The 26,721-nt window shown below is 72.2% G+C and carries 22 protein-coding genes, 1 pseudogene and 1 riboswitch; of the genes and pseudogenes, 12 read left to right on the top strand and 11 right to left on the bottom strand.

Annotated features, from left to right (window positions below; translation table 11 throughout):
- Positions 1–198: 198 nt before the first annotated feature.
- Entirely contained in the window at positions 199–2,142 is a 1,944-nt protein-coding gene (locus tag ACZ4SF_RS24565; RefSeq protein WP_468388045.1) for a S41 family peptidase, read from the top strand.
- A gap of 181 nt (positions 2,143–2,323) precedes the next feature.
- Here the strand turns inward: ACZ4SF_RS24565 and metE are convergent, their stop codons facing one another.
- Positions 2,324–4,633, bottom strand: a complete 2,310-nt coding sequence (metE, locus tag ACZ4SF_RS24560) for a 5-methyltetrahydropteroyltriglutamate--homocysteine S-methyltransferase (protein ID WP_468388043.1) — start codon at positions 4,631–4,633, stop codon at positions 2,324–2,326.
- 192 nt (positions 4,634–4,825) lie between these two features.
- Positions 4,826–5,045, bottom strand: a riboswitch (cobalamin riboswitch).
- A 370-nt stretch (positions 5,046–5,415) separates the two neighbouring features.
- A complete protein-coding gene (locus tag ACZ4SF_RS24555; RefSeq protein ID WP_468388041.1) occupies positions 5,416–6,630 on the bottom strand; it encodes a PucR family transcriptional regulator in 1,215 nt (404 codons plus the stop codon).
- A 197-nt stretch (positions 6,631–6,827) separates the two neighbouring features.
- On the opposite strand from ACZ4SF_RS24555, the gene ACZ4SF_RS24550 reads away from it, so the two are divergent.
- Both ACZ4SF_RS24550 and ACZ4SF_RS24545 read left to right on the top strand, forming a co-directional pair.
- A complete protein-coding gene (locus tag ACZ4SF_RS24550; protein ID WP_468388039.1) occupies positions 6,828–8,339 on the top strand; it encodes a long-chain-fatty-acid--CoA ligase in 1,512 nt (503 codons plus the stop codon).
- Positions 8,340–8,363: 24 nt separating this feature from the next.
- Positions 8,364–8,800: pseudogene (locus ACZ4SF_RS24545) on the top strand (MFS transporter); the annotation flags it as partial.
- Here the strand turns inward: ACZ4SF_RS24545 and ACZ4SF_RS24540 are convergent.
- Positions 8,736–9,713 carry a ScbA/BarX family gamma-butyrolactone biosynthesis protein gene (locus tag ACZ4SF_RS24540; RefSeq protein ID WP_468388037.1) on the bottom strand — a complete coding sequence of 326 codons (978 nt, stop codon included), beginning with the start codon at positions 9,711–9,713 and terminating at the stop codon, positions 8,736–8,738. The pseudogene ACZ4SF_RS24545 and the gene ACZ4SF_RS24540 sit on opposite strands and share 65 nt — an antisense overlap.
- Positions 9,714–9,828: 115 nt before the next feature.
- Here ACZ4SF_RS24540 and ACZ4SF_RS24535 point away from each other — a divergent pair, with 115 nt between their 5' ends.
- Both ACZ4SF_RS24535 and ACZ4SF_RS24530 read left to right on the top strand, forming a co-directional pair.
- Positions 9,829–10,452 carry a ScbR family autoregulator-binding transcription factor gene (locus tag ACZ4SF_RS24535; protein WP_468388035.1) on the top strand — a complete coding sequence of 208 codons (624 nt, stop codon included), beginning with the start codon at positions 9,829–9,831 and terminating at the stop codon, positions 10,450–10,452.
- Between the two features lie 149 nt (positions 10,453–10,601).
- On the top strand, positions 10,602–11,360 hold the full coding sequence (locus tag ACZ4SF_RS24530) for an SDR family NAD(P)-dependent oxidoreductase (RefSeq protein ID WP_468388033.1): 759 nt from the start codon (positions 10,602–10,604) through the stop codon (positions 11,358–11,360).
- A 113-nt stretch (positions 11,361–11,473) separates the two neighbouring features.
- Here the strand turns inward: ACZ4SF_RS24530 and ACZ4SF_RS24525 are convergent, their stop codons facing one another.
- Positions 11,474–12,649 carry an IS701 family transposase gene (locus ACZ4SF_RS24525; protein WP_468388031.1) on the bottom strand — a complete coding sequence of 392 codons (1,176 nt, stop codon included), beginning with the start codon at positions 12,647–12,649 and terminating at the stop codon, positions 11,474–11,476.
- A gap of 406 nt (positions 12,650–13,055) precedes the next feature.
- On the opposite strand from ACZ4SF_RS24525, the gene ACZ4SF_RS24520 reads away from it, so the two are divergent.
- Both ACZ4SF_RS24520 and ACZ4SF_RS24515 read left to right on the top strand, forming a co-directional pair.
- Positions 13,056–13,490 (top strand): response regulator, encoded by a 435-nt coding sequence (locus ACZ4SF_RS24520; RefSeq protein WP_468388029.1) that lies wholly within the window; start codon positions 13,056–13,058, stop codon positions 13,488–13,490.
- A 172-nt stretch (positions 13,491–13,662) separates the two neighbouring features.
- Positions 13,663–14,544: a GNAT family N-acetyltransferase gene (locus ACZ4SF_RS24515; protein WP_468388027.1), complete on the top strand. Its 882-nt coding sequence runs from the start codon at positions 13,663–13,665 to the stop codon at positions 14,542–14,544.
- A gap of 64 nt (positions 14,545–14,608) precedes the next feature.
- Here the strand turns inward: ACZ4SF_RS24515 and ACZ4SF_RS24510 are convergent, their stop codons facing one another.
- From ACZ4SF_RS24510 to ACZ4SF_RS24490, 5 genes are all read right to left on the bottom strand, one after another.
- A complete protein-coding gene (locus ACZ4SF_RS24510) occupies positions 14,609–14,797 on the bottom strand; it encodes a hypothetical protein (protein ID WP_468388025.1) in 189 nt (62 codons plus the stop codon).
- Positions 14,798–14,926: 129 nt separating this feature from the next.
- Entirely contained in the window at positions 14,927–15,922 is a 996-nt protein-coding gene (gene meaB / locus ACZ4SF_RS24505) for a methylmalonyl Co-A mutase-associated GTPase MeaB (RefSeq protein WP_468388023.1), read from the bottom strand.
- 6 nt (positions 15,923–15,928) lie between these two features.
- Positions 15,929–18,103 carry a methylmalonyl-CoA mutase gene (scpA, locus tag ACZ4SF_RS24500; protein WP_468388022.1) on the bottom strand — a complete coding sequence of 725 codons (2,175 nt, stop codon included), beginning with the start codon at positions 18,101–18,103 and terminating at the stop codon, positions 15,929–15,931.
- Positions 18,103–19,911: a methylmalonyl-CoA mutase family protein gene (locus ACZ4SF_RS24495; RefSeq protein WP_468388020.1), complete on the bottom strand. Its 1,809-nt coding sequence runs from the start codon at positions 19,909–19,911 to the stop codon at positions 18,103–18,105. The genes scpA and ACZ4SF_RS24495 overlap by 1 nt, the downstream gene beginning before the upstream one ends.
- Positions 19,912–20,025: 114 nt before the next feature.
- Positions 20,026–20,532 carry a MarR family winged helix-turn-helix transcriptional regulator gene (locus ACZ4SF_RS24490; protein WP_468388018.1) on the bottom strand — a complete coding sequence of 169 codons (507 nt, stop codon included), beginning with the start codon at positions 20,530–20,532 and terminating at the stop codon, positions 20,026–20,028.
- A gap of 117 nt (positions 20,533–20,649) precedes the next feature.
- Between ACZ4SF_RS24490 and ACZ4SF_RS24485 the strand changes: the two genes are divergently transcribed.
- Positions 20,650–21,165 carry a YceI family protein gene (locus ACZ4SF_RS24485; protein WP_468388016.1) on the top strand — a complete coding sequence of 172 codons (516 nt, stop codon included), beginning with the start codon at positions 20,650–20,652 and terminating at the stop codon, positions 21,163–21,165.
- Here the strand turns inward: ACZ4SF_RS24485 and ACZ4SF_RS24480 are convergent.
- Positions 21,146–22,855, bottom strand: a complete 1,710-nt coding sequence (locus ACZ4SF_RS24480; protein WP_468388014.1) for a hypothetical protein — start codon at positions 22,853–22,855, stop codon at positions 21,146–21,148. The genes ACZ4SF_RS24485 and ACZ4SF_RS24480 overlap by 20 nt on opposite strands.
- A 279-nt stretch (positions 22,856–23,134) precedes the next feature.
- Between ACZ4SF_RS24480 and ACZ4SF_RS24475 the strand changes: the two genes are divergently transcribed.
- From ACZ4SF_RS24475 to ACZ4SF_RS24460, 4 genes are all read left to right on the top strand, one after another.
- A complete protein-coding gene (locus tag ACZ4SF_RS24475; RefSeq protein WP_468388012.1) occupies positions 23,135–23,524 on the top strand; it encodes a cell division protein SepF in 390 nt (129 codons plus the stop codon).
- Positions 23,525–23,795: 271 nt separating this feature from the next.
- Positions 23,796–24,992, top strand: coding sequence for an AAA family ATPase (locus tag ACZ4SF_RS24470; protein ID WP_468388010.1), 1,197 nt, complete (start codon positions 23,796–23,798; stop codon positions 24,990–24,992).
- Positions 24,989–25,330, top strand: coding sequence for a nucleotide pyrophosphohydrolase (locus tag ACZ4SF_RS24465; RefSeq protein ID WP_201837275.1), 342 nt, complete (start codon positions 24,989–24,991; stop codon positions 25,328–25,330). Before ACZ4SF_RS24470 ends, ACZ4SF_RS24465 begins: the two co-directional genes overlap by 4 nt.
- 179 nt (positions 25,331–25,509) lie before the next feature.
- On the top strand, positions 25,510–26,001 hold the full coding sequence (locus ACZ4SF_RS24460; RefSeq protein WP_468388091.1) for a DUF6099 family protein: 492 nt from the start codon (positions 25,510–25,512) through the stop codon (positions 25,999–26,001).
- A gap of 410 nt (positions 26,002–26,411) precedes the next feature.
- On the opposite strand, the gene ACZ4SF_RS24455 is transcribed toward ACZ4SF_RS24460, so the two are convergent.
- Positions 26,412–26,600 carry a hypothetical protein gene (locus tag ACZ4SF_RS24455; protein WP_468388008.1) on the bottom strand — a complete coding sequence of 63 codons (189 nt, stop codon included), beginning with the start codon at positions 26,598–26,600 and terminating at the stop codon, positions 26,412–26,414.
- Between the last annotated feature and the right edge of the window lie 121 nt (positions 26,601–26,721).

The raw sequence follows: 26,721 nt of genomic DNA, 5'->3' as shown, positions 1-26,721 counted from the left end.
CGGCTTCGGCCGGCTGTCTCCTGCCCGCTCTGGAGCGGGCAGGAGGCGTGGGGCGCTGTCGTAGCCGCTCTGTCGAATTGAGGACGCTCGTTCGAGTGAAGGGTGTGCGTGCGACTCAGCTGTAGCGATGCCGGCCCCGATAACTGACGGTGAGACAGTCCCGGCACCCGTCCGTACGTCACACCCTCAGGAGCCGTCTTGAGCGAGCCGGTCGGCAACACCGTCCCCGACTTCGTCCGCAACGCGGCCGCGCCGGTGCGCGAGCACCTCGCAGCCTCCACCGATGTGGCCACCTTCCTGCAGGGAGCGGGCACGCTGACCCTGGCGGAACGACGGGTCATTGCCGCGCAGGCGCTGGTTCTGCTGGAGCAGAACTACGTGCACCTGCCGCTGAAGGCCGCCATGTACGCGGTCAATCCGGTCCAGCGCCTGCGACTGCTCATCCACCGCATGGAGCGGCAGACACCGCAGGACATGCCGCCGGAGTGGATGTTCCACAGCGAGATGTCCGAGATCTTCCACTCCGTGAGGGACCTGCACACCAACTATCTGCTGCCCGAGCCCTTCGCAGGCAAGATCGCCTTCCTGCCCTTCCTCGTCGAGCGCTACACCGACGGGCAGGGCACCCACTTCATGGTCACCCATGTGGCCGAGGGCCTTTCCGCCCCCGGCTTCGAGCCGGGCGTCGAGATCACCCACTGGAGCGGCACCCCCATCGCCCAGGCCGTCGATCTCGTCGCCGCCCGGTTCGCCGGCAGCAACCCCGAGGCGCGCCGCAGCCGGGGCGTCGAGTCGCTGACCGTACGCCCCCTGCGCCTCCACCTGCCGCCCTTCGAGGAATGGGTGACCATCAGCTACCTCGACAGGAGCGGCACCGCGCGGGAGTTCCGCGAGAACTGGCGCATCGTGGACAACCGGCCGCCTGCCGTGGACGCGGACGCGGTGAGCGCGGTCGCGGCGGCGCAGGGGCTGGACCTCGAAGGTGACGAGATCAGCCGCGCGAAGGTGCTGCTGTTCGCTCCGCGGGTCGTGGCCCAGGCGAACGCCGCCGCGGCCGGCGAACCCGCGCCCGATCTGCGCGCGGGCGAGATCGCCACCGACATGCCGGAGGTCTTCCGGGCCAAGGAGGTGCAGACCTCCGCGGGGACGTTCGGCCACCTGCGGATCTTCACCTTCAGCGTGGACGACCTCGAGGGCTACGTCCGGGAACTGCTGAGGCTCCTCAGCCTCCTGCCGGACCGGGGCCTGATCCTGGACGTGCGGGACAACGGCGGCGGCCTCGTCTTCGCCGCCGAGTTCGCCCTGCAGCTCTTCACGCCCGGCCGGATCACCCCCGAGCCGGTGCAGTTCATCAACACGCCGCTCAACCTGCGGGTCTGCCGCAAGCACCAGGGCGACCCACAGGTGGACCTCGGAGCATGGGTGCCGTCGATGGACCAGGCCGTCGAGATCGGAGCCGCGTTCTCCGGTGCCTTCCCGCTCAGCCCCGAGGACGGCGCCAACGCCATCGGCCAGCAGTACTTCGGCCCGGTCGTTCTCGTCACCAACGCCCGCTGCTACTCCGCCACCGACATCTTCGCCGCCGGGTTCCAGGACCACCGGATCGGTCCGGTCCTCGGCACCGATCAGAGCACCGGCGCGGGCGGAGCCAATGTGTGGACGCAGAACTTCCTGGCCGGCCTCATGGCCGGCGACCCGTCCTCGCCGTACGCGCGGCTGCCGAAGAAGGCCGGTATGCGCGTGGCGATCCGCCGCACTCTGCGGGTGGGCGCGAACTCGGGCACCCCGGTCGAAGACCTCGGCGTCACGCCCGACGAACTGCACCGGATGACGCGCGACGACCTGCTCAAGGACAATGCCGACCTGCTGGAGCGGGCAGGTCGGATCCTGGGAGGCCTGGCCCCGCACACCGTGTCCGTCACGGATGTCACCACCCAGAACGGATCCCTCAGGCTCAAGGTGAAGTCGACCAACATCGACCGGCTGGACGTCTATGTCGACCAGCGTCCGCGCGCGTCGGTCGACGTGGCGGACGGCCAGGTCGAGGTGACGGTGCCCGGTGGCGCCGCGGCACGGTCGGCCCGGGTCGAGGGATTCGCGAGCGGCCGTCTCGTGGCCAGCCGGACCGAGCAGTTCCAGTAGGTCACGGCACGACGTCGGCCCCTGGAGGGGGCCGTTCGGCCTCTGGAGGGGGAGGCGGAGACAACGCCCGCCCCGGTCACGGCGACCGGGGCGGGCGAGCCCTGTGTCAGACGTCCTTCTGTGTCGGACTGTGCCGGACGCGTTCTGTCAGGCGTGTTCCGGTGCCAGGCGTGCGCCCGCGCTACAGCTCCGCACGGACCGTGCGAGCCGCTGCGACCAGGTTCTCGAGGGACGCACGGGTCTCGGACCAGCCGCGGGTCTTCAGGCCGCAGTCGGGATTGACCCACAGACGTTCAGCGGGGATCGCCTGCAGACCGGTGCGCAGCAGGCCGGCCACCTCCTCCGGGCTGGGCACACGCGGCGAGTGGATGTCGTGGACACCGGGCCCCGCCTCGCGCGGGTAGCCGTGGCCGGCGAGTTCACGTGCGATCTGCATGTGGGAGCGGGCCGCCTCCAGGCTGATGACATCGGCGTCGAGATCGCCGATGGCCTGGACGATGTCGCCGAACTCGGCGTAGCACATGTGGGTGTGGATCTGGGTGTCCGGCCGGACGCCGCTCGTGGTCAGCCGGAACGCCTCGGTGGCCCACTCCAGATAGGCGGGGCGGTCGGCGGCGCGCAGCGGCAGGGTCTCGCGCAGGGCGGGCTCGTCGACCTGGATCACCGAAGTGCCCGCGGCCTCCAGGTCGCCGACCTCGTCGCGCAGGGCGAGGGCCACCTGGCGGGCGGTCTCGGCGAGCGGCTGGTCGTCACGGACGAAGGACCAGGCGAGCATGGTGACCGGCCCGGTGAGCATGCCCTTGACCGGCCGACCGGTGAGGGACTGGGCGTACGTCGTCCAGCGCACCGTCATCGGCTCCGGGCGGGAGATGTCCCCGGCGAGGATCGGCGGGCGGACGTAACGGGTGCCGTACGACTGGACCCAGCCGTGCTGGGTGGCCAGGTAGCCGGTGAGCTGTTCGGCGAAGTACTGGACCATGTCGTTGCGTTCGGGCTCGCCGTGCACCAGCACGTCCAGCCCGGCCTTCTCCTGGAAGCCGACCACCTCCCGGATCTCGGCCTTGATCCGCTCCTCGTAATCGGCCGGGGTGATCCGGCCCGCACGCAGTCCGGCCCGGGCCGTGCGCAGTTCACCGGTCTGCGGGAAGGAGCCGATGGTCGTGGTCGGCAGCAGCGGCAGTCCGAGGTGTGCGCGCTGGGCGGCCGCGCGTTCGGCGTACGGCTGGGCGCGGCGGGCGTCGGCCGCGGTGACGGCGGCGGTGCGGGCGCGGACGGCCGGGGTGTGGGTGATCGGCGAGCCCGCGCGGGAGGCCAGGTCGGCGCGGTTCGCGGCGAGTTCGGCGGTGATCGCGCCGGTGCCCCGGGCGAGCCCCTTGGCGAGGGTGACGATCTCCCGGGTCTTCTGCTTCGCGAAGGCCAGCCAGCGCAGGATCTGCGGGTCGATGTCATGTTCCGCGGCGGCGTCGAGCGGCACGTGCAGCAGCGAGCAGGAGGCGGCCACGTCCACCCGGTCCGCGAGTCCCAGCAGGGTGCCGAGTGTGGCGAGCGACTCCTCCAGGTCGTCGACCCAGATGTTGCGGCCGTTGACGACACCGGCGACCAGGCGCTTGCCGGGCAGGCCGCCCACGGCGGCGAGGTCGTCGAGCTGGGCTGCCGCCGCCCCGGTGAAGTCCAGGGCGAGCCCCTCGACCGGTGCCTTGGCCAGCACGGGCAGGGCGTCGCCGAGCCGGTCGAAGTAGGAGGCGACCAGCAGCTTGGGCCGGTCGGTGAGGGCGCCGAGCTCGCGGTAGGCGCGGGCGGCGGCGTTCAGTTCGGCCGGGGTGCGGTCCTGGACCAGGGCGGGCTCGTCGAGCTGCACCCACTCGGCGCCGGCCGCGCGCAGGTCGGCGAGGATCTCGGCGTAGACCGGCAGCAGCCGGTCGAGCAGGGTGAGCGGGATGAAGCCGGCGTCCGCGCCGGGGGCGGCCTTGGCGAGCAGCAGGTAGGTGACGGGGCCGACGAGGACCGGGCGTGCGGTCAGGCCCAGGGCGAGGGCCTCCTTCAGCTCCGAGACCTGCTTGTGCGAGTCGGCCGAGAACACCGTGTCCGGGCTCAGTTCCGGCACGAGGTAGTGGTAGTTGGTGTCGAACCACTTCGTCATCTCCAGCGGCGCCACGTCGTCGGTGCCGCGGGCCATGGCGAAGTACCCGTCCAGCGCGTCCGTCTCGACGGCGGCCCGGTGGCGTGCGGGGAGCGCGCCGACCATGACGGTGGTGTCGAGGACGTGGTCGTAGTACGAGAAGTCACCGGTGGGCACCTCGTGGATGCCTGCCTCGGCGAGCTGCCGCCAGGTGGCGCGGCGCAGTTCGGCCGCGGTGGCGCGCAGGGCGTCCGCGCTGACGCGGCCCGCCCAGTAACCCTCGACGGCCTTCTTCAGTTCCCGGTGCCGGCCCTGGCGGGGGTAGCCGTACACGGTCGCCCGTGCTGCCGCAGCTGCGGACTTGCTGGTCACGGAGATCTCCTTCGCGAGATGAATCCCTGAGATCCCGGGGACGGGGCGAGAGCGCGAAGGGGTGACGAACCGGGCGGACACGACCCCGCGCGCCGAGGCACGGTCGTCCGCCTGGTCTGTACTCCCCCCGGACATGGTCCGGAGGTGCCCCCAACCGCCCTCGAGGTCACCGGGATGTCCGCGCACGAGTGGCTCGCACGCGGGCAGTTGGCAGGTCTTCGGACTCGCGGGCGCGTCTCTGTCGTACGAGACTCCTACTGGCCGTCGCTTCCCAGGCCCTCCGTGGGCCCAGTGCGTATGACGGCGGTCGTTCCCGCTCACCGCTGCGGGGCAGTCCCGGATTTCCACCGGGTTCCCTCTTGCGACGCATCCCGCCTGGCGGACGGGGCGAACCAGCTGCACCGGCCAGCCTACGGGTCCCGCCCGAGTTGCGGTGGGTGATGTCCGCCATACGGTAGGTGAGTTGAGACATGCGGCCGGCAGGTGTCGAACAGGCCGGCGGCGGGAAGCGCCGCACGCTTCCCTCCCCTACGCCTGTGAGCGGCTGCCGGATTCCCCTGCCTCGAGCGTTCGTCGGAGCCGTGGGGGAGTGGCGTAGAGGGGGCCCCGAGCTGCATCACTCGCCAGGGGCCGAGGTGTTGGCGCCCGCACGAGGAGCCGAGCTGGTCAACCGGGGTGCCCGTCCGTCCCCCGGCGGGGCCGGGTGGAACCTGAGCCCGAGCTGGAGAACCGGCGTGCGCATCCGTCTCGAAGGGGCCGGGTGGAACCTGAACCCGAGCTGGTCAACCGGCGTGTGTGTCCTCCCCGGGGTGGGGAAGCAACCTGACCGCGCGGAGAGCGGCCACCAGTTCGGCGGTGTCGCCGGGGGCCTGGAGCGAATGGCCGGTCAGGTCCTCCAGGCGGCGGAGACGGTAGCGGACGGTGTTGGGGTGGCAGTGCAGGGCCTGGGCCGTCGCGGTGGCGTTGCCGGCAGCCTCGACCCAGCTCTGGAAGGTGTCGAGCAGTACGGCCCGGGTGTCCGGGCCGAGCGCCAGGACCGGGCCCATGACACTGCGGGCGATGTCGGCGGCGGCTTCCGGCGCGGCGGCCATGACGAGGGTGAGCGGGTCGTCCTGGAAGCGGACGACGTGGGGGGCCGTTCCCGAGGGCGGGCTGTTCAGGGCCAGCCGGGCGTGGCGCAGCGCCTGGCCGGTGCCGTCGAGGGACGCGAAGGCCGGGCTCACCCCCACCCGGGCGGTGGCCAGGCGTCGTAGTACCGCCATCGTCAGGTCGACGGCGTCCGGACGGAGCAGGCAGACGATCCCGATGCGCAGATCGGGCCGCAGCGCCCAGGCCGATGGGATGCCGTGCGCGGTCAGCTGGGCCTCGACGTCACCGAGGGGTTCCTGGCCGAGGGCGGTGGCCTCCGCGGCGACCGCGACGAACGGGCCCTTCCTCGGCAGGCCCAGACTCTGGGCCACCTCCCACTGCGTGCCGCGGTCGGTGATCCGGCCGGTGAGCAGCGCCTCCGTCAGGGCGGAGCGCTCACGCTCCTGGCTACGGACGAGTTCGGCGGCCGCCCTGCGGTAGGCGGAGGTCAGCGCGTCGCTGTACTCGTCGGCGAGCTGCCAGGCGTCGGCCGCAGCCGGCACCAGTACGGACGGATCGACGGCGAGCCGGCCGGCCTCGTCGGCCAGGACCGCCCACACTTCGGCGAACCCGAGCCGGTAGGCGCGCAGGACGTCGGGCAGCGGACCGCCCTGGATCGCGCGCAGCCGTCCGGTCCTGCTGGGCTCGGTGAGGTCGGGTGCGCTGCCCCGGGCGAACTGGGCGAGCATGCTGTCGATGTTGCGCCGCAGCGACGCCCGCAGCTCCTCCTCCGGCACGGTGCCCGAGGGGCCGTAGATGTCGATCTCCTCGCGGATGCGGCGGGCGGCCCGCTCGACCAGCTCGGACAGATGCGGGCGCAGGGACTGTGCAACGGCGGCGATTTCAGGGACGGGCGGTCGACGTGGCACGAGGCCAGCCTAGGTGAGCGCGGTTGTCGCCGACCACAAGTCAGGGCTGTGATGAACGGGGCATCGGCGACGGAGTTTGTCGGCGGGACCAACACATCCGGTGTCATCTTGTCCGCCGGTCCATTGGTCGCGGCTTCTACGACCGCCACTCTGTACCGGGCACTGGGCAATTGACGGGGTTGTCACCTGGAGGACACATGCCGAACATCGCGAAGAACCTGTCGGAGACGGCACTGCTTCACCCCCGTCGTCCCGCCCTCCGGTTCGGCGCCGGAGTGATGACGTACGCGGAGCTGGACGCGGCAGCCTCCCGCGTCGCCGGAATGCTCCGGGCGGAGGGGCTGGCGGCCGGTGACCGGGTGGGCGTCATGCTGCCGAACGTTCCGGCGTTCGTCGCGCTCTACTACGGCATCCTGCGCGCCGGCGGAGTCGTCGTCCCGATGAACCCGCTGCTCAAGGCCCGCGAGATCGAGCACTGTCTGGTCGACTCGGGTGCGAGCCGCCTGTTCGTGCACGAGGCCGGCGCGGAGGAGGCGGCGAAGGGCGCCGGTGTGACGGGAGCACTGGTGACTCCGGTCGACCCGGTGCTGACACAGGTGGACGAGCAGGCGCCGGCCGGTGCGACGGCGCCGCGCGGTGACGGCGATCTCGCCGTGATCCTCTACACCTCCGGTACGACCGGCAAACCGAAGGGCGCCGCGCTGACCCACGGCAACCTCGGCCGGAACACCGAGGTCGTGTCGGAGCGGGTGATCCAGGTCGGGCCCGAGGACGTGGTGATGGGCTGTCTGCCGCTCTTTCACGCCTTCGGCCAGACCTGCGGCATGAACGCGGCGGTCCGCAAGGGCGCCTGCCTGGTGCTGGTGCCCCGCTTCGAGCCGGCCGGAGTGCTGGCCCTGCTGGACGAGTTGGGCGTGACGGTCTTCGAGGGCGTGCCCACCATGTACAACGCGCTGCTGCACCAGGCTCCGGCCGGCACCGGCACCGGCACCGGCCCCGGCCCCGGCCCCGAAGCGGGCAGCCTGCGGGTCTGCGTCTCCGGTGGAGCCGCCCTGCCGACGGAGGTGCTGCACGCCTTCGAGAAGCGCTTCGGCTGCGCGGTGGCCGAGGGATACGGGCTGTCGGAGACCTCCCCGGTGGTCACCTTCAACCACCTCGACAGGCCCCGCAAGCCCGGCTCGATCGGCACCCCGGTCCACGGTGTGGAGGTACGCCTCGTCGACGGCGACGGAAAGGACGTCCCGGCCGGCGAGGTCGGGGAGATCGCCGTCCGCGGCCACAACGTCATGACCGGCTACTGGAACCGGCCCGACGCGACGGCCGAGGCGATCCGGGACGGCTGGTTCCACACCGGAGACCTGGCCCGCCAGGACGACGAGGGCTACCTCTTCGTCGTGGACCGCAAGAAGGACATGATCATCCGGGGTGGCTACAACGTCTACCCGCGGGAGATCGAGGAGGTCCTCTACGAGCACCCGGACGTCGTGGAGGCGGCCGTGATCGGCGTCCCGCACGACTCCCTCGGCGAGGAGGTCGCCGCGGCCGTCGTCCTCGTCCCGGAGGCCCGGACCTCGACCGAGGAACTGCGCTCCTACGTCAAGGAACGCGTCGCCCCCTACAAGTACCCGCGCACGGTCTGGCTCCTGGCCGCCCTGCCGAAGGGGCCCACCGGGAAGATCCTGAAGAGGGAGATCCAGGCTCCGCGCTGATGCCGCCGGCCGTGACCGGGGTGCGCCTACGGCGCCGCCACCGTCATCGGCAACAACGTCGTCGGCCGCTTCGCCGACGGGCACACCGTCCCGGTGCTCGCCATCGGTCTGGTGCTCAACACCGTCTTCCTGACCGGCTTCGCCCTCCTCGCCGGCCTGCCCGTCCCGGTGATCGTCTGCATGATGGGCGTCGGCCTGGTCGGCGTCACCATGAACCCGGCCATGGCGACCCGGGTGCAGTGCACCGGCAACGCCGGTCCGCTGGTCGACACCGTCCACTCCTCCTTCATCACCCTCGGCATCATCCTCGGCTCCTCCCTCGGCGCCCTCGTGATCGACGCCTGGGGCCTGCGCGCCCCCTCTGGCTGGGGGCCCTCATGGCCGTCGCCGGCCTGGTCATCGTCCTGCCCGACCTGGCCCGGCGAGGTGCTCGGTCCCGGGCTCTGTCCCGTCCAGCGTGAGCGTGCAGGAGAACACCTCATGGCCGTTCTGAGCGCCGGACACGGACAGCCGTGCACGGCCGGCCGTGTCGACGCCGGTGCGCCGGGCCTCGATCCAGGCGGGGGCGTCCAGTTCCGTGTAGCGGTGGAACCGGGTGTCCATCGCCGTCACGCACCCCGCGGGGCGGCCGCAGACGGCACGGGCCGCCTGCTGGGCGGCCTCCAGCAGCAGCATGCCGGGTACGTGGTCGACGGGGTGGTCGAAAAGCACGGAGTGTCCGGTGTCGACCCGCAGTTGCCAGCGGTGAGGCTCGTCGGTGGGCGCCAGGACGACGTCGTGCGGGTCACCGCGGCCCACCCGTGCCGCGGGCACCGCCTGCGGCACGGGCACCGGCCGGATCACGGCCTGGTCGGCGTGGTCACCGCGCAACCGCCGGTAGACCGCCGGGGCCTGGATCGTGAACCGGCTGCTCGCGGCAGCCAGGGGTTTGCCGTCCCGCGCCACCTCGTAGGTGAGCGAGAGGAGCGCCACCACACCCCGGCGGCGCACCACCTCCCGTGCCCGCACGCGTAGTTCGAGGTCGGCCTCCGAGCCGTCCGCGCGCAGCAGCGCGGGGTTCAGGCACCAGGCGTAGGTGTCCCAGACCAGATGGTGGCCGAAGGGAACCTCGTACGCCTCGTGCGACAGTAACGGGAAGGTCTGCCGCACGGTTTCGCTGAGCAGGAGGGGATCGTGCCGGAGGGCGCGCGCGGTGTAGAAGGCGTGGTCCCCCGGCCAGCGTGCGGTGACCAGGAAGCGGTCGTCCGCGGCTCGCCGCCAGCCGGTCGGAAGGACCTCGCCGGCGTCGTGTTTGTGGACGGACTGCTGCGCCACCCTGGACCGTGCCTGGACGGTGGGGTCGATGGTCGGCGGCTTGGACAACGTCACTCCCATGGAGCAGAAGGCGACCGAGCGAGGATCGCTGCGGCTGTCACTGGACTGCGGGGGTCAGCCGCAGGTAAACGTAAAGGACGTTCTTTTTGTTGTCGAGGATGGCTGAGACGAGGCGATGACCCCACCGACCCAGGAAAGAGCCCTGCGCACCCGTGAAGCGCTGCTGTGGGCAGGAGCGGAGGTGTTCGACGAGTCCGGCTATGCGGGCGCGGGTATCGCCCGCATCCTCGAACGCGCGCAGGTCACCGCCGGCGCCCTCTATTTCCACTTCAAGTCCAAGGAAGGGCTGGCACTTGCCGTGATGAGCGCCCAGCCCCAGGTGATAGAGCCGAGGTTGAAATCCCACGGACTGCAACGCCTCGTGGACATCACCTTCGTGTGGGCCTGGGAGCTGCAGGTCAATCCGCTGCTGCGCGCGGGTGTCCGGCTCTCGGTGGAGCAGGGGAGCTTCGGGATGCAGGATCCCTCTTCCTATCTCGGCTGGCGGGAGATAATGGCCGAATGCCTGCGTACGGCCGTCGGGGAAGGCGAGTTGCTGCCCGGTACCCGGCCGGAGGACATCGCGGAGTTCCTGGTGGGCGCGTGTACCGGCGTCCAGCTGTACGCACAGCTCGTGAGCAACCGCGCGGACCTGCCCCACCGCACCGTCCTCATGTGGCGGATGCTCCTGCCCGGCATCGCCCGGCCGGAGACCGTCGCCCGGATCGACCTCGACGTCGCGCGGGGCAAGGCCGCATGAGTCCGGAGACAGTCACCCAGGACGTGCTGCGGGCGACCGGCCGCCCCCCGGTCACGTTCGCGGCATGGGCCCGCAGGAACCCGGCCGCCTTTCGCTGAGCGCACCGGCCGATCACATTCCGACACATCCCCGGAGGGGACGACACCCACATGCTTCTGCACGGCAAGACCATCATGATCACCGGCTGTTCCAGCGGCATCGGGGCCGCGGCGGCCCGGCTGTTCGCCGCGGAGGGGGCCGATGTCGTACTGATGGCCCGGCGCGAGCAGCACCTGCGCGCACTGCAGGAGGAGATCTCCAAGAACGGCGGATCGGCGGTGGCCGTGCCGGGCGACGTGACCGACGAGCAGGACGTGGCCCGGGCCGTCGGCACGGCGGTCGAGCGGTTCGGCCGGCTGGACGGGGCGTTCAACAACGCCGGCTGGGCATCCGTCGGGAAGCTGCTGCACGAGACCGAACAGGCCGACTACGACCGTGTCATGGACGTGAACGTGCGCGGCGTGTGGAACTGTCTGCGCCGGCAGATCCCCGCGATGCTGGCCGACGGTCAGGGCGGCTCGATCGTGAACACGTCCAGCGTGGCGGGGGTGCTGGCTCCCGGCTCCGGCGCGCCATACGTGGCCGCGAAGCACGCGGTGCTGGGCCTGACGCGCGCGGCGGCGGCCGACTACGGCGAGCAGGGCATCCGGGTGAACGCCCTGGTCGTCGGCAGTGTCCGAACCGAGCTGATGGACGAAGTGCTCGAGGACAACCCCGGTTTGGCGGCACCCTGGGTGCAGCGCGCACCCCAGAAGCGCATGGCGGCACCCCGCGAGGTCGCCGAGGCGGCGGCCTGGCTCCTCGGCGACCGGGCGTCCTTCGTGACCGGCACCGCCATGGCGGTGGACGGCGGCTGGACCGCCGCCTGAACCACTGCGCGCCCCCGCGCGGTTCACCGGTTTCGGGTGCGGCCGGACCGTCAGGCGCTCAGCCGCACCGTGCGGCCCCGCGTGGCACACCGGTGCCCGGTGCGGCCGGACCGTCAGGCGCTCAGCCGCGCGGCCGTACCGGGGGACAGGCACCGGTAGGCGTAGGCGGCGGACACCATCGTCATGTGGTGGTGCCAGCCGGGGAAGGAGCGTCCCTCGAAGTCCGTGAGGCCGTAGCCCGCTGCCAGCGTGTGCAGGGTGTCCCGCACCAGTTGCTGACGGCGCATCAGCGAGCCCATGTGTCCCATGCCCCGTCGGTGCAGCGAGCTGAGCCAGAACTGCGGCTGGCCGGACTCGCCGGCGGAGTCGAGGGCGAAGAGCCGGTAACGGCGCGGGGGTTCGCCGGGCTCGCGCCGTCCGGGCAGCTGCACCAGCGCCGAGCGGACCTCCACCGGTCCCGACCCGTCGTCGTACCGGGACAGCGCCACCCGGGGGCGTGCTCCGCCCTCCGTGATCACGTGCTCGGCCGTCGACAGGGCCGCGGAGAGGGGCTGCGCCGCGCCGGGGGTGTGCTCCAGCACGGGGTGGTCGGGGCGGACGCGGACGAGGAACTCCCCGCGGCCGAAGGCCGGCGCCTCGGTGACGCGGGCGAGGTCTCCGGTCACCGTCAGGTCGGCGACGAGCGGCGCGCGCTGCACCCGGGGCGCCACGGGCGCGTCGGCCGCCATCTCCAGCGCGCACTCCCAGGCCGAACCGCCGTCTACGGTGTCCGGGATCCTGGCCCGCCGGCGCAGCGCCGCCTCCTCGCGCCATCCGCCGTCCAGGACCAGGTTCCAGTCCACGGGGATGGCCTCGGTCCGCGAGGCGAGGAAAAGACCCACGCCCACCTGGCAGTTGACCGTGGCGCCCAGGCCGGGCACGAAACGGCGGCCGACGCCGACCGAGCGGCTCCCGGGCCTTTCCGTCACGAACGTCCCGGCGACCCACGTGTGGTCCGGGAGGCACCGGGCCGCCAGCCGGGCCAGGGCGGCCCGGGGTTGGTGCCAGTCCCAGGGGCTGGACGTGATGAACTGGCGGAGCGCCTGCCCGGCGCTCGGTGACCCGCACATCTGTCCGGCCGGGCGCTTCATCGTCTTGCGGCCCGGTGTGCTCAGCAGGCCACGCACGTACATGTCGGCCCACCGCCGCTGATCGGCGTGGGGCAGGCTGCTGAAGACGGTGCGGACGAATTCGGTCAGCGGCCACCCGGTGCGCGCGAACGGTGAGCCTGCGATGCAGCTGGTGACCATGTAGTGCTCCCCCTCGGTGCGTCGGCTGCCAACCTCGACCCGCCGAAAACATAGCAGACGTTCTCTTTGTTTCGCGGTCCGGACCGGGCCCGCCAACTCTTGTGCGACGCAGCGGACTTGCCTGCGCCGATCCGTTGGCGGAGGAAGCGCCGCCAGACGAGGCAGGCTCGGGTTGAGCGAAGTCCAGGCGCTCCGCCAGGGAATCAGTGACGAGCGGATCGCCGAGCGCCCGCACCTGTCCCCGCACACGGTGGACCACCACCCGCGCGAGATATCCAGGCTCTGTCGGTCCGCTCCCGCACCGACCTGCTGTGCCTCGTGCGCCGCCGCCGTCGGCGGAACCGTTGCCTCCGGCGTCCCTGAACGACGCATCGGAGGTCGGACAGACTGCTGACCCCCCCTTGGTGTGGGCGTTCGTTCCGGACGCTCGATTTCAGCCGCCGCCGACGGCGCTTCGGTGCATCCTCCAGCCAGTTCCGCCGCACCGAAGGAGCCGCCGGCGCACTGGCCTGGCTGCGGCGCAAGCCGCCACTCTGCTCTGCACCGGGAACTCCCCGCCTGCCGGACCGCGATCCTGACCACCCTCGGCCGGCCGGGCAACCTGCGCCGCGCCCTCGAGGCACACGCCTCGGGGTTCCTGCTGAAGGACACCGAGCCCGCGCGGCTCGCGGCGGTGATCCGCGAGGTGGCCGCCGACGGGCGGGCGATCGATCCGGAGTCGGCGCTCAGCGCCCTGCAGGCCAGTTCGACGTTGCTGACGGGTCTGTGCCGCAGCGGGCCCGCCGAGACCAGCGGCCGGAACCATCGCATTGAAACCCCCACTCGAATGCGAATTCGATAGGGGTGCAGCAAGGGTCGAGATCCGGGATCCTGACCGGTCGGCGGCGAGCTGGTCCGACTGAGCCCCGTTCGTGCCGGTCGGGATATCAACGTCCCTGCGCCGAGGCCGACTTGGTGACAGCTCGTACCAGGCGATCGCCTTCCCGCGCCGGGTGCATCGGCCATCATGAGGCATGCGCCCGGATGACTGGTACCTCACCGAAGACGTCGACGACTTTCTCGCCCGAGCCGGGCAGTTCCTGCGTTCCCGCCCTGACCTGCACACCATGCTGCTGACGTCGACCGAGAAACTGCGCACGAACGGGGCGGCCGCGCACGGTGCCCGGTTCCCCGTGTTCGGCCGGCTGGAGCGAGGGGGCGAGGTGCACGCCGTCTTCTCCCAGCGCAGCCCGTCCGGTCCCCTGAGCCTCACCCCCCTCACCCCCGAGCAGGCCGACACGCTTGCCGCTCGCCTGGCCGACCTCGGCCACCCGGTCCCCGGCGTCAGCGGGGACCACGACACCGCCACCGTTGTCGCCGAGGCGTGGCAGCGGCACACGGGCGCGGCGCCGACGCTCGGCACCCGGATCCGTCTCTACCGTCTCGGCACCCTCACCCCACCGGACCCGCTCCCCGAGGGCCGGGGCCGCACCGCGGGCGAACAGGACCACGACCACGTCGTCCGCTGGTGCGGTGAGTTCGTCGACACCGTCGGGGAGGTCCCCGCCGTGGACGCACACTCCTGGGCCGGCTCGCGCTTCGCCGACAGACACTTCACGTTCTGGGAGACACCGGACGGCACACCGGTCTCCATGGCCGCCGCGACGTCGATGGTGGCCGGCATGGTCCGGGTCGACCCCGTGTACACCCCGGCTCACCTCCGTGGCCGCGGCTACGCGGGCGCCGTGACGGCCGAGGTGAGCAGAGCCGCACTGGCCGCCGGTGCGACGGACGTCGTGCTCTTCGCGGACCCGGCCAATCCCACCAGCAACGCCCTCTACCAGCGCATCGGATATGTCCCGGTCACCGAATGGGCCGTGTACGACTTCTCCGGCGACGCACCGGGAGCAGGTTAGGAACCCGGCATCCGGGAGCCGTGCCCCTCGGGGGTGCCACCGCGACGTGCCCGGTCCGTGCCGGTCAGGCCGTCAGCGTCCCGGTGGCCCGGGCCGGGAAGGCCGAGACCACGAACTCGCCCACCCCGGGCTCGGCGCGCCGGTCGAGGCCGAAGGCGCGGGCCGCCGTCTCCGTGTCGCCGAAGGCCGGCGCGCACGGGCCGAGCCCCCTGGCCGTGGCCACCAGGTAGAACGTCTGCTGGAGTGCTCCCACTTACTTGATCTCGGGCGCGCAGTGGGAGTTCCGCGGCGCGCGGCGGCCGTTGCCGGGTGCTCGGCACCGGGATGGCCGCCCGCGGTGGTCCGGCCCGCCGGCTTGCGCGAAGCGGTCCGGACCGGCGACTCACGGGCGAGGCGTACGCCCCTCGAACGCCGCCAGGATGCGCTCCGCGGCCAGCGTGGCCGTCAACCGCCCTTCCCTGACCTGCCGTTCGAGGTCCGGCGCGGCCTCGCGCACCGCCGGGTCGGCGTGCAGCCGGCCGAGCAGCTCGTCGCGGACCATCGCCCAGGTCCAGCCGACCTGCTGGTCCCGCCGCTTGGCGGCGAGCCGCCCGGTGGAGTCCAGCAGCGTACGGTGCTGCTCCAGCCGCTCCCACACGGTGTCCAGGCCGGTCGACTCGCGGGCGCTGCAGTGCAGCACCGGCGGCGTCCAGAACGCGTCCTTGCCGTGCATCAGCCGCAGCGCACCCGCCAGCTCCCGTGCCGCCGCCCGGGCGTCGCGCTCGTGCGGGCCGTCCGCCTTGTTCACGGCGATCACGTCGGCCAGCTCCAGGACGCCCTTCTTGATGCCCTGCAGCTGGTCGCCGGTGCGGGCCAGCGTCAGCAGCAGGAAGGAGTCGACCATGTCGGCGACCGCGGTCTCGGACTGTCCGACACCGACGGTCTCCACCAGGACCACGTCGTAGCCCGCCGCCTCCATCACCACCATGGACTCCCGGGTGGCCTTGGCGACCCCGCCCAGCGTGCCCGCGCTGGGGGAGGGCCGCACGAAGGCGTCCGGGTCGACCGCGAGCCGCTCCATCCGGGTCTTGTCGCCCAGGATGGAGCCGCCGGTACGGGTCGAGGACGGGTCCACGGCGAGGACCGCGACCCGGTGCCCCAGCGAGGTCAGCAGCGTGCCGAACGCGTCGATGAACGTCGACTTGCCCACGCCCGGCACCCCGCTGATGCCGATCCGCCGGGCCCGGCCGCTGTGCGGGAGCAGCTCGGTGAGCAACTCCTGCGCCAGCGCCCGGTGCTGCGGCCGGGTGGACTCGACGAGCGTGATGGCGCGGGCCACCAGGGCCCGCTTCCCGTCGAGCACACCTTTCACATACGTGTCGAGATCGATCGCTGCCATACGGGTCTACAGCTCGTGGCCGAGGTCGGCCGACAGCTGCTTGACCAGGTCGTGGGCCGCGTCCGGGATCACCGTCCCGGGCGGGAACACGGCCGTGGCGCCCATTTCCAGCAGGGTCGGCACGTCCTGCGGCGGGATCACCCCGCCGACCACGATCATGATGTCCTCGCGGCCCTCCTCGGCGAGCTTCTCGCGCAGCGCCGGGACGAGCGTGAGGTGACCGGCGGCCAGCGAGGACACACCGACCACGTGCACGTCCGCCTCGACCGCCTGCCGGGCGACCTCCTCCGGCGTCTGGAACAGCGGGCCGACGTCGACGTCGAAGCCGAGGTCGGCGAAGGCCGTCGCGATCACCTTCTGGCCGCGGTCGTGGCCGTCCTGGCCCATCTTGGCGACCAGGATGCGCGGGCGGCGGCCCTCCGCCTCCTCGAACGCGTCGACCAGGGCCCGGGTGCGGTCCACGGAGGGGGACTGGCCTGCTTCGTTGCGGTACACGCCGGAGATCGTACGGATCTGGCTCGCGTGCCGCCCGTACACCTTCTCCAGGGCGTCGGAGATCTCACCGACGGTCGCCTTGGCGCGGGCCGCGCGCACGGCCAGCTCCAGCAGGTTCTCGGTGCCGTCGGCGGCCCGGGTGAGCGCGTCCAGGGCGTCCTGGCAGGCCTGTTCGTCCCGCTCCGCGCGCAGCCGCCGCAGCTTCTCGATCTGCTGGGCGCGCACCGAGGAGTTGTCGACCTTGAGGACCTCGATCTGCTCGTCGCTGTCCACCCGGTACTTGTTCACGCCGATCACCGGCTGCCGTCCGGAGTCGATGCGGGCCTGCGTACGGGCCGCTGCCTCCTCCACGCGCAGCTTCGGGATGCCGGCGTCGATGGCCTGCGCCATGCCGCCGGCCTGCTCGACCTCCTGGATGTGCTGCCAGGCCCGGCGGGCGAGGTCGTACGTCAGCCGCTCCACGTAGGCGCTGCCGCCCCACGGGTCGATGACCCGGGTGGTGCCGGACTCCTGCTGGATGAGCAGCTGGGTGTTGCGGGCGATGCGCGCCGAGAAGTCGGTGGGCAGTGCGAGCGCCTCGTCGAGGGCGTTGGTGTGCAGCGACTGGGTGTGGCCCTGGGTGGCGGCCATCGCCTCCACGGCCGTACGCGTGACGTTGTTGAACACGTCCTGCGCGGTCAGCGACCAGCCCGAGGTCTGCGAATGGGTGCGCAGGGACAGGGACTTGCTGTTCTTCGGGTCGAACTGGGAGACCAGCTTGGCCCACAGCAGCCGCGCCGCCCGCATCTTCGCGATCTCCATGAAGAAGTTCATGCCGATCGCCCAGAAGAACGAGAGCCGGGGCGCGAACGCGTCGACGTCCAGGCCCGCTTCCCGCCCCGCCCGGATGTACTCGACACCGTCCGCGAGCGTGTACGCCAGCTCCAGATCGGCCGTGGCACCGGCCTCCTGGATGTGGTAGCCCGAGATGGAGATGGAGTTGTAGCGGGGCATCCGCTGCGAGGTGTACGCGAAGATGTCGGAGATGATCCGCATCGACGGCTTCGGCGGATAGATGTAGGTGTTGCGGACCATGAACTCCTTCAGAATGTCGTTCTGAATGGTTCCGGCCAGCTTCTCGGGCGGTACGCCCTGTTCCTCCGCCGCCACGATGTACAGCGCAAGCACCGGCAGCACGGCGCCGTTCATCGTCATCGACACGGTCATCTTGTCCAGCGGGATGCCGTCGAACAGCTGCCGCATGTCGTAGATCGAGTCGATGGCCACGCCCGCCATGCCGACGTCACCGGTCACCCGCGGGTGGTCGCTGTCGTAACCGCGGTGCGTGGGCAGGTCGAAGGCGACCGACAGGCCCTTCTGGCCGGCCGCCAGGTTGCGCCGGTAGAAGGCGTTGGACTCCTCGGCGGTGGAGAACCCCGCGTACTGGCGGATCGTCCAGGGCTGGTTGACGTACATCGTCGGGTACGGACCGCGCAGGTACGGCGCCATGCCCGGGTAGGTGTCCAGGAAGTCCAGGCCCTCCAGGTCACGCCCGGTGTACAGCGGCTTGACCCCGATTCCCTCCGGGGTCTCCCACAGCGGCTCTTCGCTCCCGGTCGCCCGTTCGACGGCCGCACGCCACTGATCGGCACTGCCGTCGGCGACCGGGGTCCCCAGCTCGATGCCGGAGAAGTCGGGGATTCCCATCAGGACACTCCCATGCGGTCGAGGGTCGCGGACAGCACGTCGATGGCGTCGCAGCCCGCGAAGACGTACGAGTCGATGCCGGGACGGTCGGCCGGCCGGCCCGCCAGGAACACGTGCCGGGCGCCGGACGCCCGCAGGGACTCGGCGGCCTGCCCTGCCTGTTCGGCGTAGAGCGCGTCGCTGGAGCACAGCACGGCCTCGGTCGCGCCGCTGTCCTCGAAGGCGCCCTCGGTGACCGGCTCGATGCCGCCCGCCTGGAAGAGGTTGGCCGCGAACGTGGCGCGCGCCGTGTACTCGGCGGGGGAGCCGAGCGTGGCCAGGAAGATCCGCGGGCGTGCCCCGGTGGCCGCGAGATGGGCGTCGGAGCGGGCGCGCAGCTCCTCGTACGCCTCGTCGCGGCGCACGCGCGGCAGCCCGCCGGACGGCGGCTCGGGCGCGGGCGCACGCTCCACCGGCTTCTCGGAGAGCAGCGGGAACTCACTGACCCCGGTGATGGGCTCGCGCCGCTTGGCGATTCTCTTGGAGCGCTCCGCCCAGGTCGTCGCCAGGTCGGTGCGGATCCGGCCGGAGCGCAGGCCGGCCGCCTGGCCGCCGTCGCGCTCGATGGAACGGAAGAACTGCCAAGCGGCCTCGGCGAGTTCGTCCGTCAGCCGCTCGACGTACCAGGAGCCGCCCGCCGGGTCGATGACCCGGGCCAGGTGGGACTCCTCGATGAGGATGGAGGAGGTGTTGCGGGCGATCCGGCGCGCGAACGCGTCCGGCAGGCCGAGCGCGTGGTCGAACGGCAGCACGGTCACCGAGTCGGCGCCGCCCACCCCGGCGGCGAGCGTCGCGACCGTGGTGCGGAGCATGTTCACCCACGGGTCGCGGCGGGTCATCATCACCGGCGAGGTCACCACGTGCTGCACCTGCGCACCCGCGCCCGGCGCCCCGCACACCTCGGCGACCCGCGCCCACAGCCGGCGCGCCGCGCGCAGCTTGGCGACGGTCAGGAACTGGTCGGCCGTGGCCGCGTACCGGAACTCCAGCTGTGCGACGGCCTGTTCGGCGCCCAGCCCGGCCTCGGTCAGCTCCCGCAGATAGGCCACACCGGTGGCCAGCGAGGCGCCCAGCTCCTGTGCGGCCGAGCCGCCCGCCTCGTGGTACGGCAGCGCGTCCACGGTCAGCGCGCGCAGGCCCGGGTACTGCTCGGCGCAGCGCGCGGCCAGGGCGGCGAACGGCGCGAAGTCCAGCGCGGTGCCGGTGCGGGCCTCGTAGCCCAGCGGGTCGGCGCCCAGGTTGCCCCGCGCGGCCCGGGGGTCGACGTCCTTCTGCGCGTACAGCCGCAGCAGTGCCTCTGCGGCGGCCTCGGTGTCACGGCCCGCGTCCAGCACGACGGGCGCCAGGTCGAGGTAGACGCCGTCGAGCGCACGGCCCAGCTCGGAGACCGGGAAACCGCCCTCGCCCAGCACCAGCCAGAGCGAGGTGCCGCCGTTCTCCAGGTCGGCGAGCACGGCCCCTTCCGTGAGCGCCGCGTGCCGCTGCCGTACGTCCCAGCCGCTCGTGCTGCCGCCCTCCGGACGGCCGCCCCGCACGTACGGGGCGAATCCCGGCAGACCGGGGTCGGGTGCGCCGTCGCGCGCGGTGTACAGGGGCCGGGTGCGCAGCCCGTCCTCCAGCGTCGTGGACAGGGCGTCCTCAGCTGCCGCGCCGGAGAATTCCTTGCCCGACTTGCGCAGTACGCCCTCGACCAGGCGTTGCCACTGCTCGTGTGTCGCGTCAGGGAACTCGGCGGCCAGTGAGAGCCCGTCGTCAGGCAGGACCGTCATGGCTCGGATGCTAGGGCAGGCCGCTGAAGCGGAGGTGGAGCGCGGGCTGTGAGGTTTATCCCCTTGCGGTTGTGACCAGCGCCGCTCCCGTCCGGAACGCGGTGTTACGGCGCCTCAGTCCGCATCGTCCTGCACGTCCGGCAGATCCGGTACGAGCGCGCACAGGGCCGCGCGCTGCTCGTCGCCCATGGCGTCGGCCAGGGCCTGCCGGACCGCTCCGGCGAGCAGGGCGGAGGTCTCCTGGAGCAGGTCGCGGGCCTTGTCGGTGAGGGCGACCTGGACGCCCCGTTTGTCGCCGCACACGGACCTGCGGGCGACGAGGCCGGCCCGCTGGAGGCAGGCGATCTGGTAGGTGAGGCGGGTCTTGGGGCGGCCGAGGAAGTCGGCGACCTGGGTCATCCGCAGCCCCTCGCGGGGCTGTTCGGCCAGCAGGCACAGGATCAGGAACTCGTCGTGCGAGACGTCGAGGGTCTCCTTCACGACCGTCCGCAGCCGTTGTTCGACGGCGCCGGTCGCGGCCAGCAGGACCATCCAGGCCCGCAGCTCGCCCGGGATCAGCCCGCCACCGTTCCCCGAGGGGCAGGCGGGCTGTTCGGCGGGACGCGGACCGGAGGCTGACATGCGACGAGTCTACCCGTTGTCCAATTTTGGATGAGTGGGTTGTTCAATTTTGGATGACGGGCTAGCGTGAGGCCCGCAGTCATCCAAATTTGAATTACCTGACTCGGGAGTACGACCATGACCGTCGCCGTGGAGACCGGCCTCTGGCAGCTCGACCCGGCCGCGTCCACCGTGGGCCTGCGGCACAAGACCATCTGGGGCCTGGTCACCGTGAAGGGCACCTTCGCCGGCGTCCGCGGCACCGGCGAGGTCCGGCCCGACGGGTCCGCCGCCGGCACCGTGACCCTGGACGCGGCCACCCTGGACACCGGGAGCGCCGGACGGGACGCCCACCTGCGGTCCGCCGACTTCTTCGACGCCGACCGGCACCCGGAGATCACCCTCGCCGTGCGCGGCGCCGACCGGCTCGGCGGCGACCAGGTGCGGATCACCGGGCAGCTGACCGTACGGGGCATCAGCCGGCCCCTGTCCCTCGGCGCGCGCCTGACCGCCGTGACTGCCGAGGCGCTCACCCTGAAGGCAGGGTTCACGGTCGACCGTGAGCAGTTCGGCATGGGCTGGAACCAGCTCGGCATGATGCGCGGCCTGACCACGGTGACGGCCGCGCTCCGCTTCACCCGGACGGCGGCCTGAGGCCCAGTCCGGTCGGCTGCACGTCCCGGGTGGACAGCGTCTGCGGGTCAGCCGTGAAGGCGCGCAGCCTGAGCCGGGTGCCTCGCTTCGACGGCACCCGGAAAGCGCCGGACGGCGCCCGGAGTTCCACGGTCGCCGTGGTGTGCGCGGCAATCGAGGCCGGACCGCGCACGAGCGACCAGTACCGGCTCATGCCCTGGCCGGTCGTCAGCATGTAGTGCGGGGTGAGCGCGACGCCGCCGGTGTTGGTGACCCGCAGGGTCAGCCGGGACAGGCTGTGCGCCGTGGTGTGCCGGGCCGCCGTGACGTCCATCCGCAGCGGCGGTGTCCCGGACGCTGCCAGGGCCGCGCTCACCAGCGCGGGCGCCACCAGCGCCGCGACGGCAGCGGCCCGGCGGCGCGGGCCGGCCGACGGACGGGACCACGGCTGCCAGGCGTGGGCGAACTCCGCCGGCGGCACGGTCACCGCCGCCGCCAGCCACAGCGGGGTCATCATCAGGTAGTAGCCGTCCTGCGACCGCGTCGCCACGTAGAAGGCGCACCAGGGCAGCACGGTCGCGGCCGGCCCCAGCCGCCGGACGAACAGCGCGTACAGCGCCAGCAGGGCCGCCCCGAGCAGCATGCTCGCACGGCCGTACCAGTCGAGCCGGTCGCTGCCGTGAGTGAAGTACAGCGAGACGTCCACCAGGCCCTGCCCGTGCAGCACCGCGCCCTGGGTCAGCGGCAGGGCGATGCCCCGCAGCCAGGGCCCGGGCTCGCTCACCATGAAGTACGCGTTGATCAGCAGCCAGGTGAGGAGCGCGACCCCCGCGATCCGCAGCACCACCCGCGCCGCCGCCCGCCCGCCCAGCTCGCCCCGGCGCACGGCCCAGAGGCCGGCCAGCAGGAACGGCGTGACGAACCACGGCAGTTGCTGGGCCGCACACGCGGCTCCCAGACATGCGGCACGCGCGACCCCGGCCGCGCCCAGCCGCCCTCGCGCGCCGAGCCGGGGCCAGTGCACCACCACCGGCACCAGCAGGGCCATGCCGATGACCGCCGGATAGCCCTGACGGGCGTACATCGGCAGGAAACCGAAGCCCAGGCAGACCATCGTCGCCGCCGAGCGCCACGGCACCGGCAGCAGCCGCCACAGCAGCACAGTGGCCCCGGCCAGCGCACAGGTGGCCGCCGCCGTCGCCGGGGCGCCCTGCCGGCCCACCCACAGCAACGGCACGGTGAGCAGCGGGGCCAGTGGGGGATAGCCGTACGTGAAGTCGTACCCGCCGTCCATCGTCGGCGTCAGCGCGACGCCCTTGGTGTGGAACAGCCAGGGCCAGGGCTGCTCGTACACCGGGTGACCGGCGGCCAGTTCGCGCGCCGCCTGTGTGGTGAGGACGGCCTCGTCGCCGCCCGCGTGGTTCAGCGCCCAGGCGCACAGCGCGAGCGTCACCGCGGTCACCAGCACCACCAGGTCCAGGCGGGCCAGCGAGCGCGTCCGGCGGACCGTCAGGGCCAGGACGCCGGTCACCAGGATCGACACGTAGCAGACCGAGACGACCCCCGCGAGGACCGGATGGTGCGTCGCCGCCTGGGTCCACACCGACCGCGTGCCGATGAACAGGCTCACGTCGGCGAGCAGCGTCAGCACCCGGTGCCACTGCGCGGGACCGTCCGGGGCCACCGTGCCCACACCCGGGCCGGCGGACACCGCCGACCGCGTCCGCCCGCCGGATGTCACCTGTTGTGTTTCTGCCAAGTGCACGGCATCGGACGCTAGCGGCGACCGGTGAGCGAGAGGCGGAGGCTGGTGAAGAGTCGGGTATGAGCCCCATAAAGAAGCGGACGAATGGGTACATCCGGCCCAGCTTTCGGCCGGGAGGACGGACCTCGGCGGTCGCGGACCGTGTCGTTGTTGGGCCGAACGGGTGACTTGGCGTAAGAATTGGCTGGTGCAACGATTGAGTGCGAGTCAGGTCGGGGGGAGCCGGTGAGCCGTTACGACGTCACCGATGAGCAGTGGGAAGGGCTCGCCCAGGTCGTGCCGCTGCGGGGCCGGGACGCCTGGCCGTCCGCGGTGAGCCACCGCTCACTGCCCGATGCCGAGACCGAGACCCGGCGCCGCTTCGTGGTCCTGCGCGTCAACGTCTTCGCCGACGCCCGGGATGTCGCCGAGACGCTGATGGCCGGAGTACCCGTCCTGCTCGACCTGTCCGGCGCGGAGGGCGATGTCGCCAAACGCGTCCTGGACTTCAGCACGGGTGTCGTCTTCGGCCTGGGCAGCGGGATGCACCGCGTCGACCGCAACGTCTTCCTGCTCACCCCGCCCGGCACGGAGGTCAGCGGCCTGATGGAGGACGCCGGCGTCTCGGGCGGCTGACCCGCACCGCCACCCGCCTTCCACGACCTCTCCGGTCCTCGCGGAGCGGTGAGGCCGGGAGGGCACGCGTCCCGCGGGCGCGGGAGGGGGCGGAGGTCGCGGGAGAGCCCGGAGGTCGCGGGAGGCGGGCGCGGTCCCCGGTCGCGGGTGAGGTCCGGTCCCTGCGGCGAGCTCGTACAGGCCGGGCCGGGGCGGTTGCGGGTCCCTCGATCGTAGGAAGGTGTCGTCGGCAAAACGGTTCGTCGTCGGGGCGGAGCCCTACGGTCCGCACATGGCCGTGCCCTCCGTGTCCGCCGGGCCGCCGGCGGCCGATGCGTCCGCCGGGGTCGTCCCGGCGCAGTCCCGCTCCCCCCTCGACGTCCGCGCCCGCATCACCGAGTTGCGGCTGTCGGCCTTCGCCGGGCATCGCCGGGCCGCGTTCCCGCTGAGGCCGGTCACCGTGTTCGCGGGGCCCAGCGGGTCGGGCAAGACGACCGCGCTCATGGCGTACGAGGCGCTGGCCCGGCTCGGCGGTGGAGCCCCGCTCGACGTGGCGTTCGCGGACCCCGTCGCCTGCGTGCCGCAGCGTGCGCGGCCCGATGCCGGGGGACGGCGGGGCTTCCGGATCGGGTGCACCGCGGACGGAGCCGAGGGCCCGGTCCGGCTCGACGTCGCCGTCCAGGCCGAACCGGAGCTGCGGATCGTGGGGGAGCGGCTGACCGCGCGCGGGGTCGTCCTGCTGGAGACCGCCCTGCGCGACCCCGGCCGCCGCACCGTCCAGGCCGCCTGGCACACCGCCGGCTCCGCCCCGGTGACCCGCGCCCCGCTCCCCGACGACCGTCTCGGCACCGCCCTGCTGCCGCTGCGCGTGGCCGGCAAGACCGACGGACAGCGCCAGGTGCTGGCCGCGGCCGAGCAGATGGTCGTCGCCCTGCGCTCGGTCTTCCCCTGCGACCCGCGCCCCGCGTACATGCGCGTGTCCGTGCCCATGGGCTCCGGCCGCCTGCTGCCCGGCTGCGACAACCTCGCCGACGTGCTCTGGCGCACACGCGCGGAGTGCGCCCGCCGGCACGGCCTGCTGGTCGAGGCGCTGCGCGCGGGGTGCGCCGGACCGGTGAGCGACCTGGTCGCCGAACCGCTGTCCGACGGCACGGTCCGGGCGGTGCTGGACCGCGGCGACGGCTTCCGCACCGAGCTGGCCCGGCTCGGCGACGGTGAACTGCGCTATCTCGCCCTGACGCTGGTGCTGCTGACCGGTCCGGGCGTCCTCGACCTGGACGCCCCGGGCGAGGTGCCCGACGCCCTGCGCACCCTCACCGTCCTCGCCGACGGCTTCGACCGCGCTCTGGATCCCTCCCAGCGCCGGGAACTGCTGGGGCTGGCCGCCCGGATGGGCCGGCGCGGGCACATCCGCTGCGTGGCCGCGGTGAGCGACGCCTCATGGGCCACGGGGATCCCGGAGGTCGCAGTGGTACACATGAACGCGTGACAGAACACCCTGACCTGGCCGGACTCCAGCGCAGGCTCGCCGATTTCGCCGCCGTGCGGAACTGGCAGCCGTACCACACGCCCAAGAACCTCGTCGCCGCCCTGTCGGTGGAGGCCTCCGAGCTGGTCGAGATCTTCCAGTGGCTGACCCCGGAGGAGTCCGCCCGGGTGATGGACGACCCCGACACCGCGCACCGGGTCACGGACGAGGTCGCCGATGTCCTCGCCTATCTGCTGCAGGTCTGTGAAGTGCTGGGCATCGATCCGCTGGCTGCCCTGGCCGCCAAGATCGAGCGCAACGAAGTGAGGTTCCCGGCCCCCGGACCGGAGGACCAATAGGCGGACTCAGACCTTCCGTTATTACTCTCCGCAGTCAAAATCCCTGCCGAATCCGAATTGTTGTCCACAGATTTCGGTCTTCCTCTGGCTTTTCGTCCCAACGGCCCTCACTCTGGGTAGTGAATAAGGGAGTTCACGCAGACGTGCGGCAGCGCACGGAGGACGAACGGGGGTACCGCATGGACGCGGTAAGGCTCATCCTCACGAGCAGGCGCGCGCTGGCGGGTGGCGCCGACGCGGCGGAGATGATGGCGGAGGTCTGGCAGGCGCAGGCCCTGGCGCAGGCGATCGGGAGCCGCCTCGCGGTCTCCGGCCCGCCGGAGCTGCGCGGCGAGGCGCTCGGACTGACCGAGCTGGCGGGCCGGGGCTGCGGGGTTCTGGACCCGCCCGAACTCGACCCCGGCGACCTGCGCGCCGCCCAGCTCACCGAACTGGCCGACGCCCGCGAGACGCTGCTCTGCCTCGGCGGCCTGCTCGGCGAGGTCGGCATAGCCCTGGTCGGCATGGCCAGCGCCGCGGCCGACGAGGCGACGTACTGGCAGTGCATGGAGGCCATCGACGCGGCCGACGAGTCCCGTGACCGAGTCCTGGAGATGCTGCGCAAGCTGGCGGCACGGGAGGAGGCGTTACCGGAGAGCGGCAACGAGAACAGCCCCTCGGGTGCTTTGTGAGCGAAGGGCGCCCCGCCTGTGCCCTACGGGTGAGGGCCTGCGTCATGCGCGTCGCGGGTGCCGACGGGCTCGGCTCGTCCGGACGGCCACCGCGGCGCTCGACGCCGAGAGCAACCCGTCAGCCCAGCCGGCCTCGTCGGGACGGAGCGCGGCCGGGGCGGCCGGCTGGGCCTCCCTGCTGGGGAACGGAGTCTTCGGACATGACGGCCTCCTCGCCCCCGGGCCGGCAGGGCCGGCACGATGACGCGCGACGGCTGCCACCGTCCGGCGCGGGTGCCGGACGGTCCGGCTCCGACGGCCCGACGATCACCGCCGGGGCCGGCCACCGGCCCGCACCGCGGTCCGAATCCGCTCACGGGCCGCCTGCTGTCCGCTGCGTGAGAGGGCGGGGCCAAGGTGCCTCCCTGCGACTACCGTTGGAACCACCACGCCAGGCCGCTACCCACTGCTGTGGTGACTGCGGTGATCAGCCACGCAGGTACGCGCTGAACGGTCAGTCGAACTCCGCCGCAGCGAAGATCGAAGGACGGCTCCTTCTGGTGCTGCGTGGGCTGTTGGGGCTGCTGCGATTCGTCGGATCGCGGCAGGATCTTCGTCACGGCGCTTCCTCCGTTCGGTCCTTGGCTTCCTACAGAGTCGCAAGTGCGTATCTTCACAAGCAAGTGAGGGAGACGGGAAATTCTTCCGCACGCCCATGATTTTCACGAAGAACCTTCGGCT

The organism is Streptomyces sp. NPDC027663, from assembly GCF_055566415.1.
The sequence above is the reverse complement of the archived record's forward strand: the minus strand, read 5'-3'. Positions and strand labels throughout refer to the sequence as shown.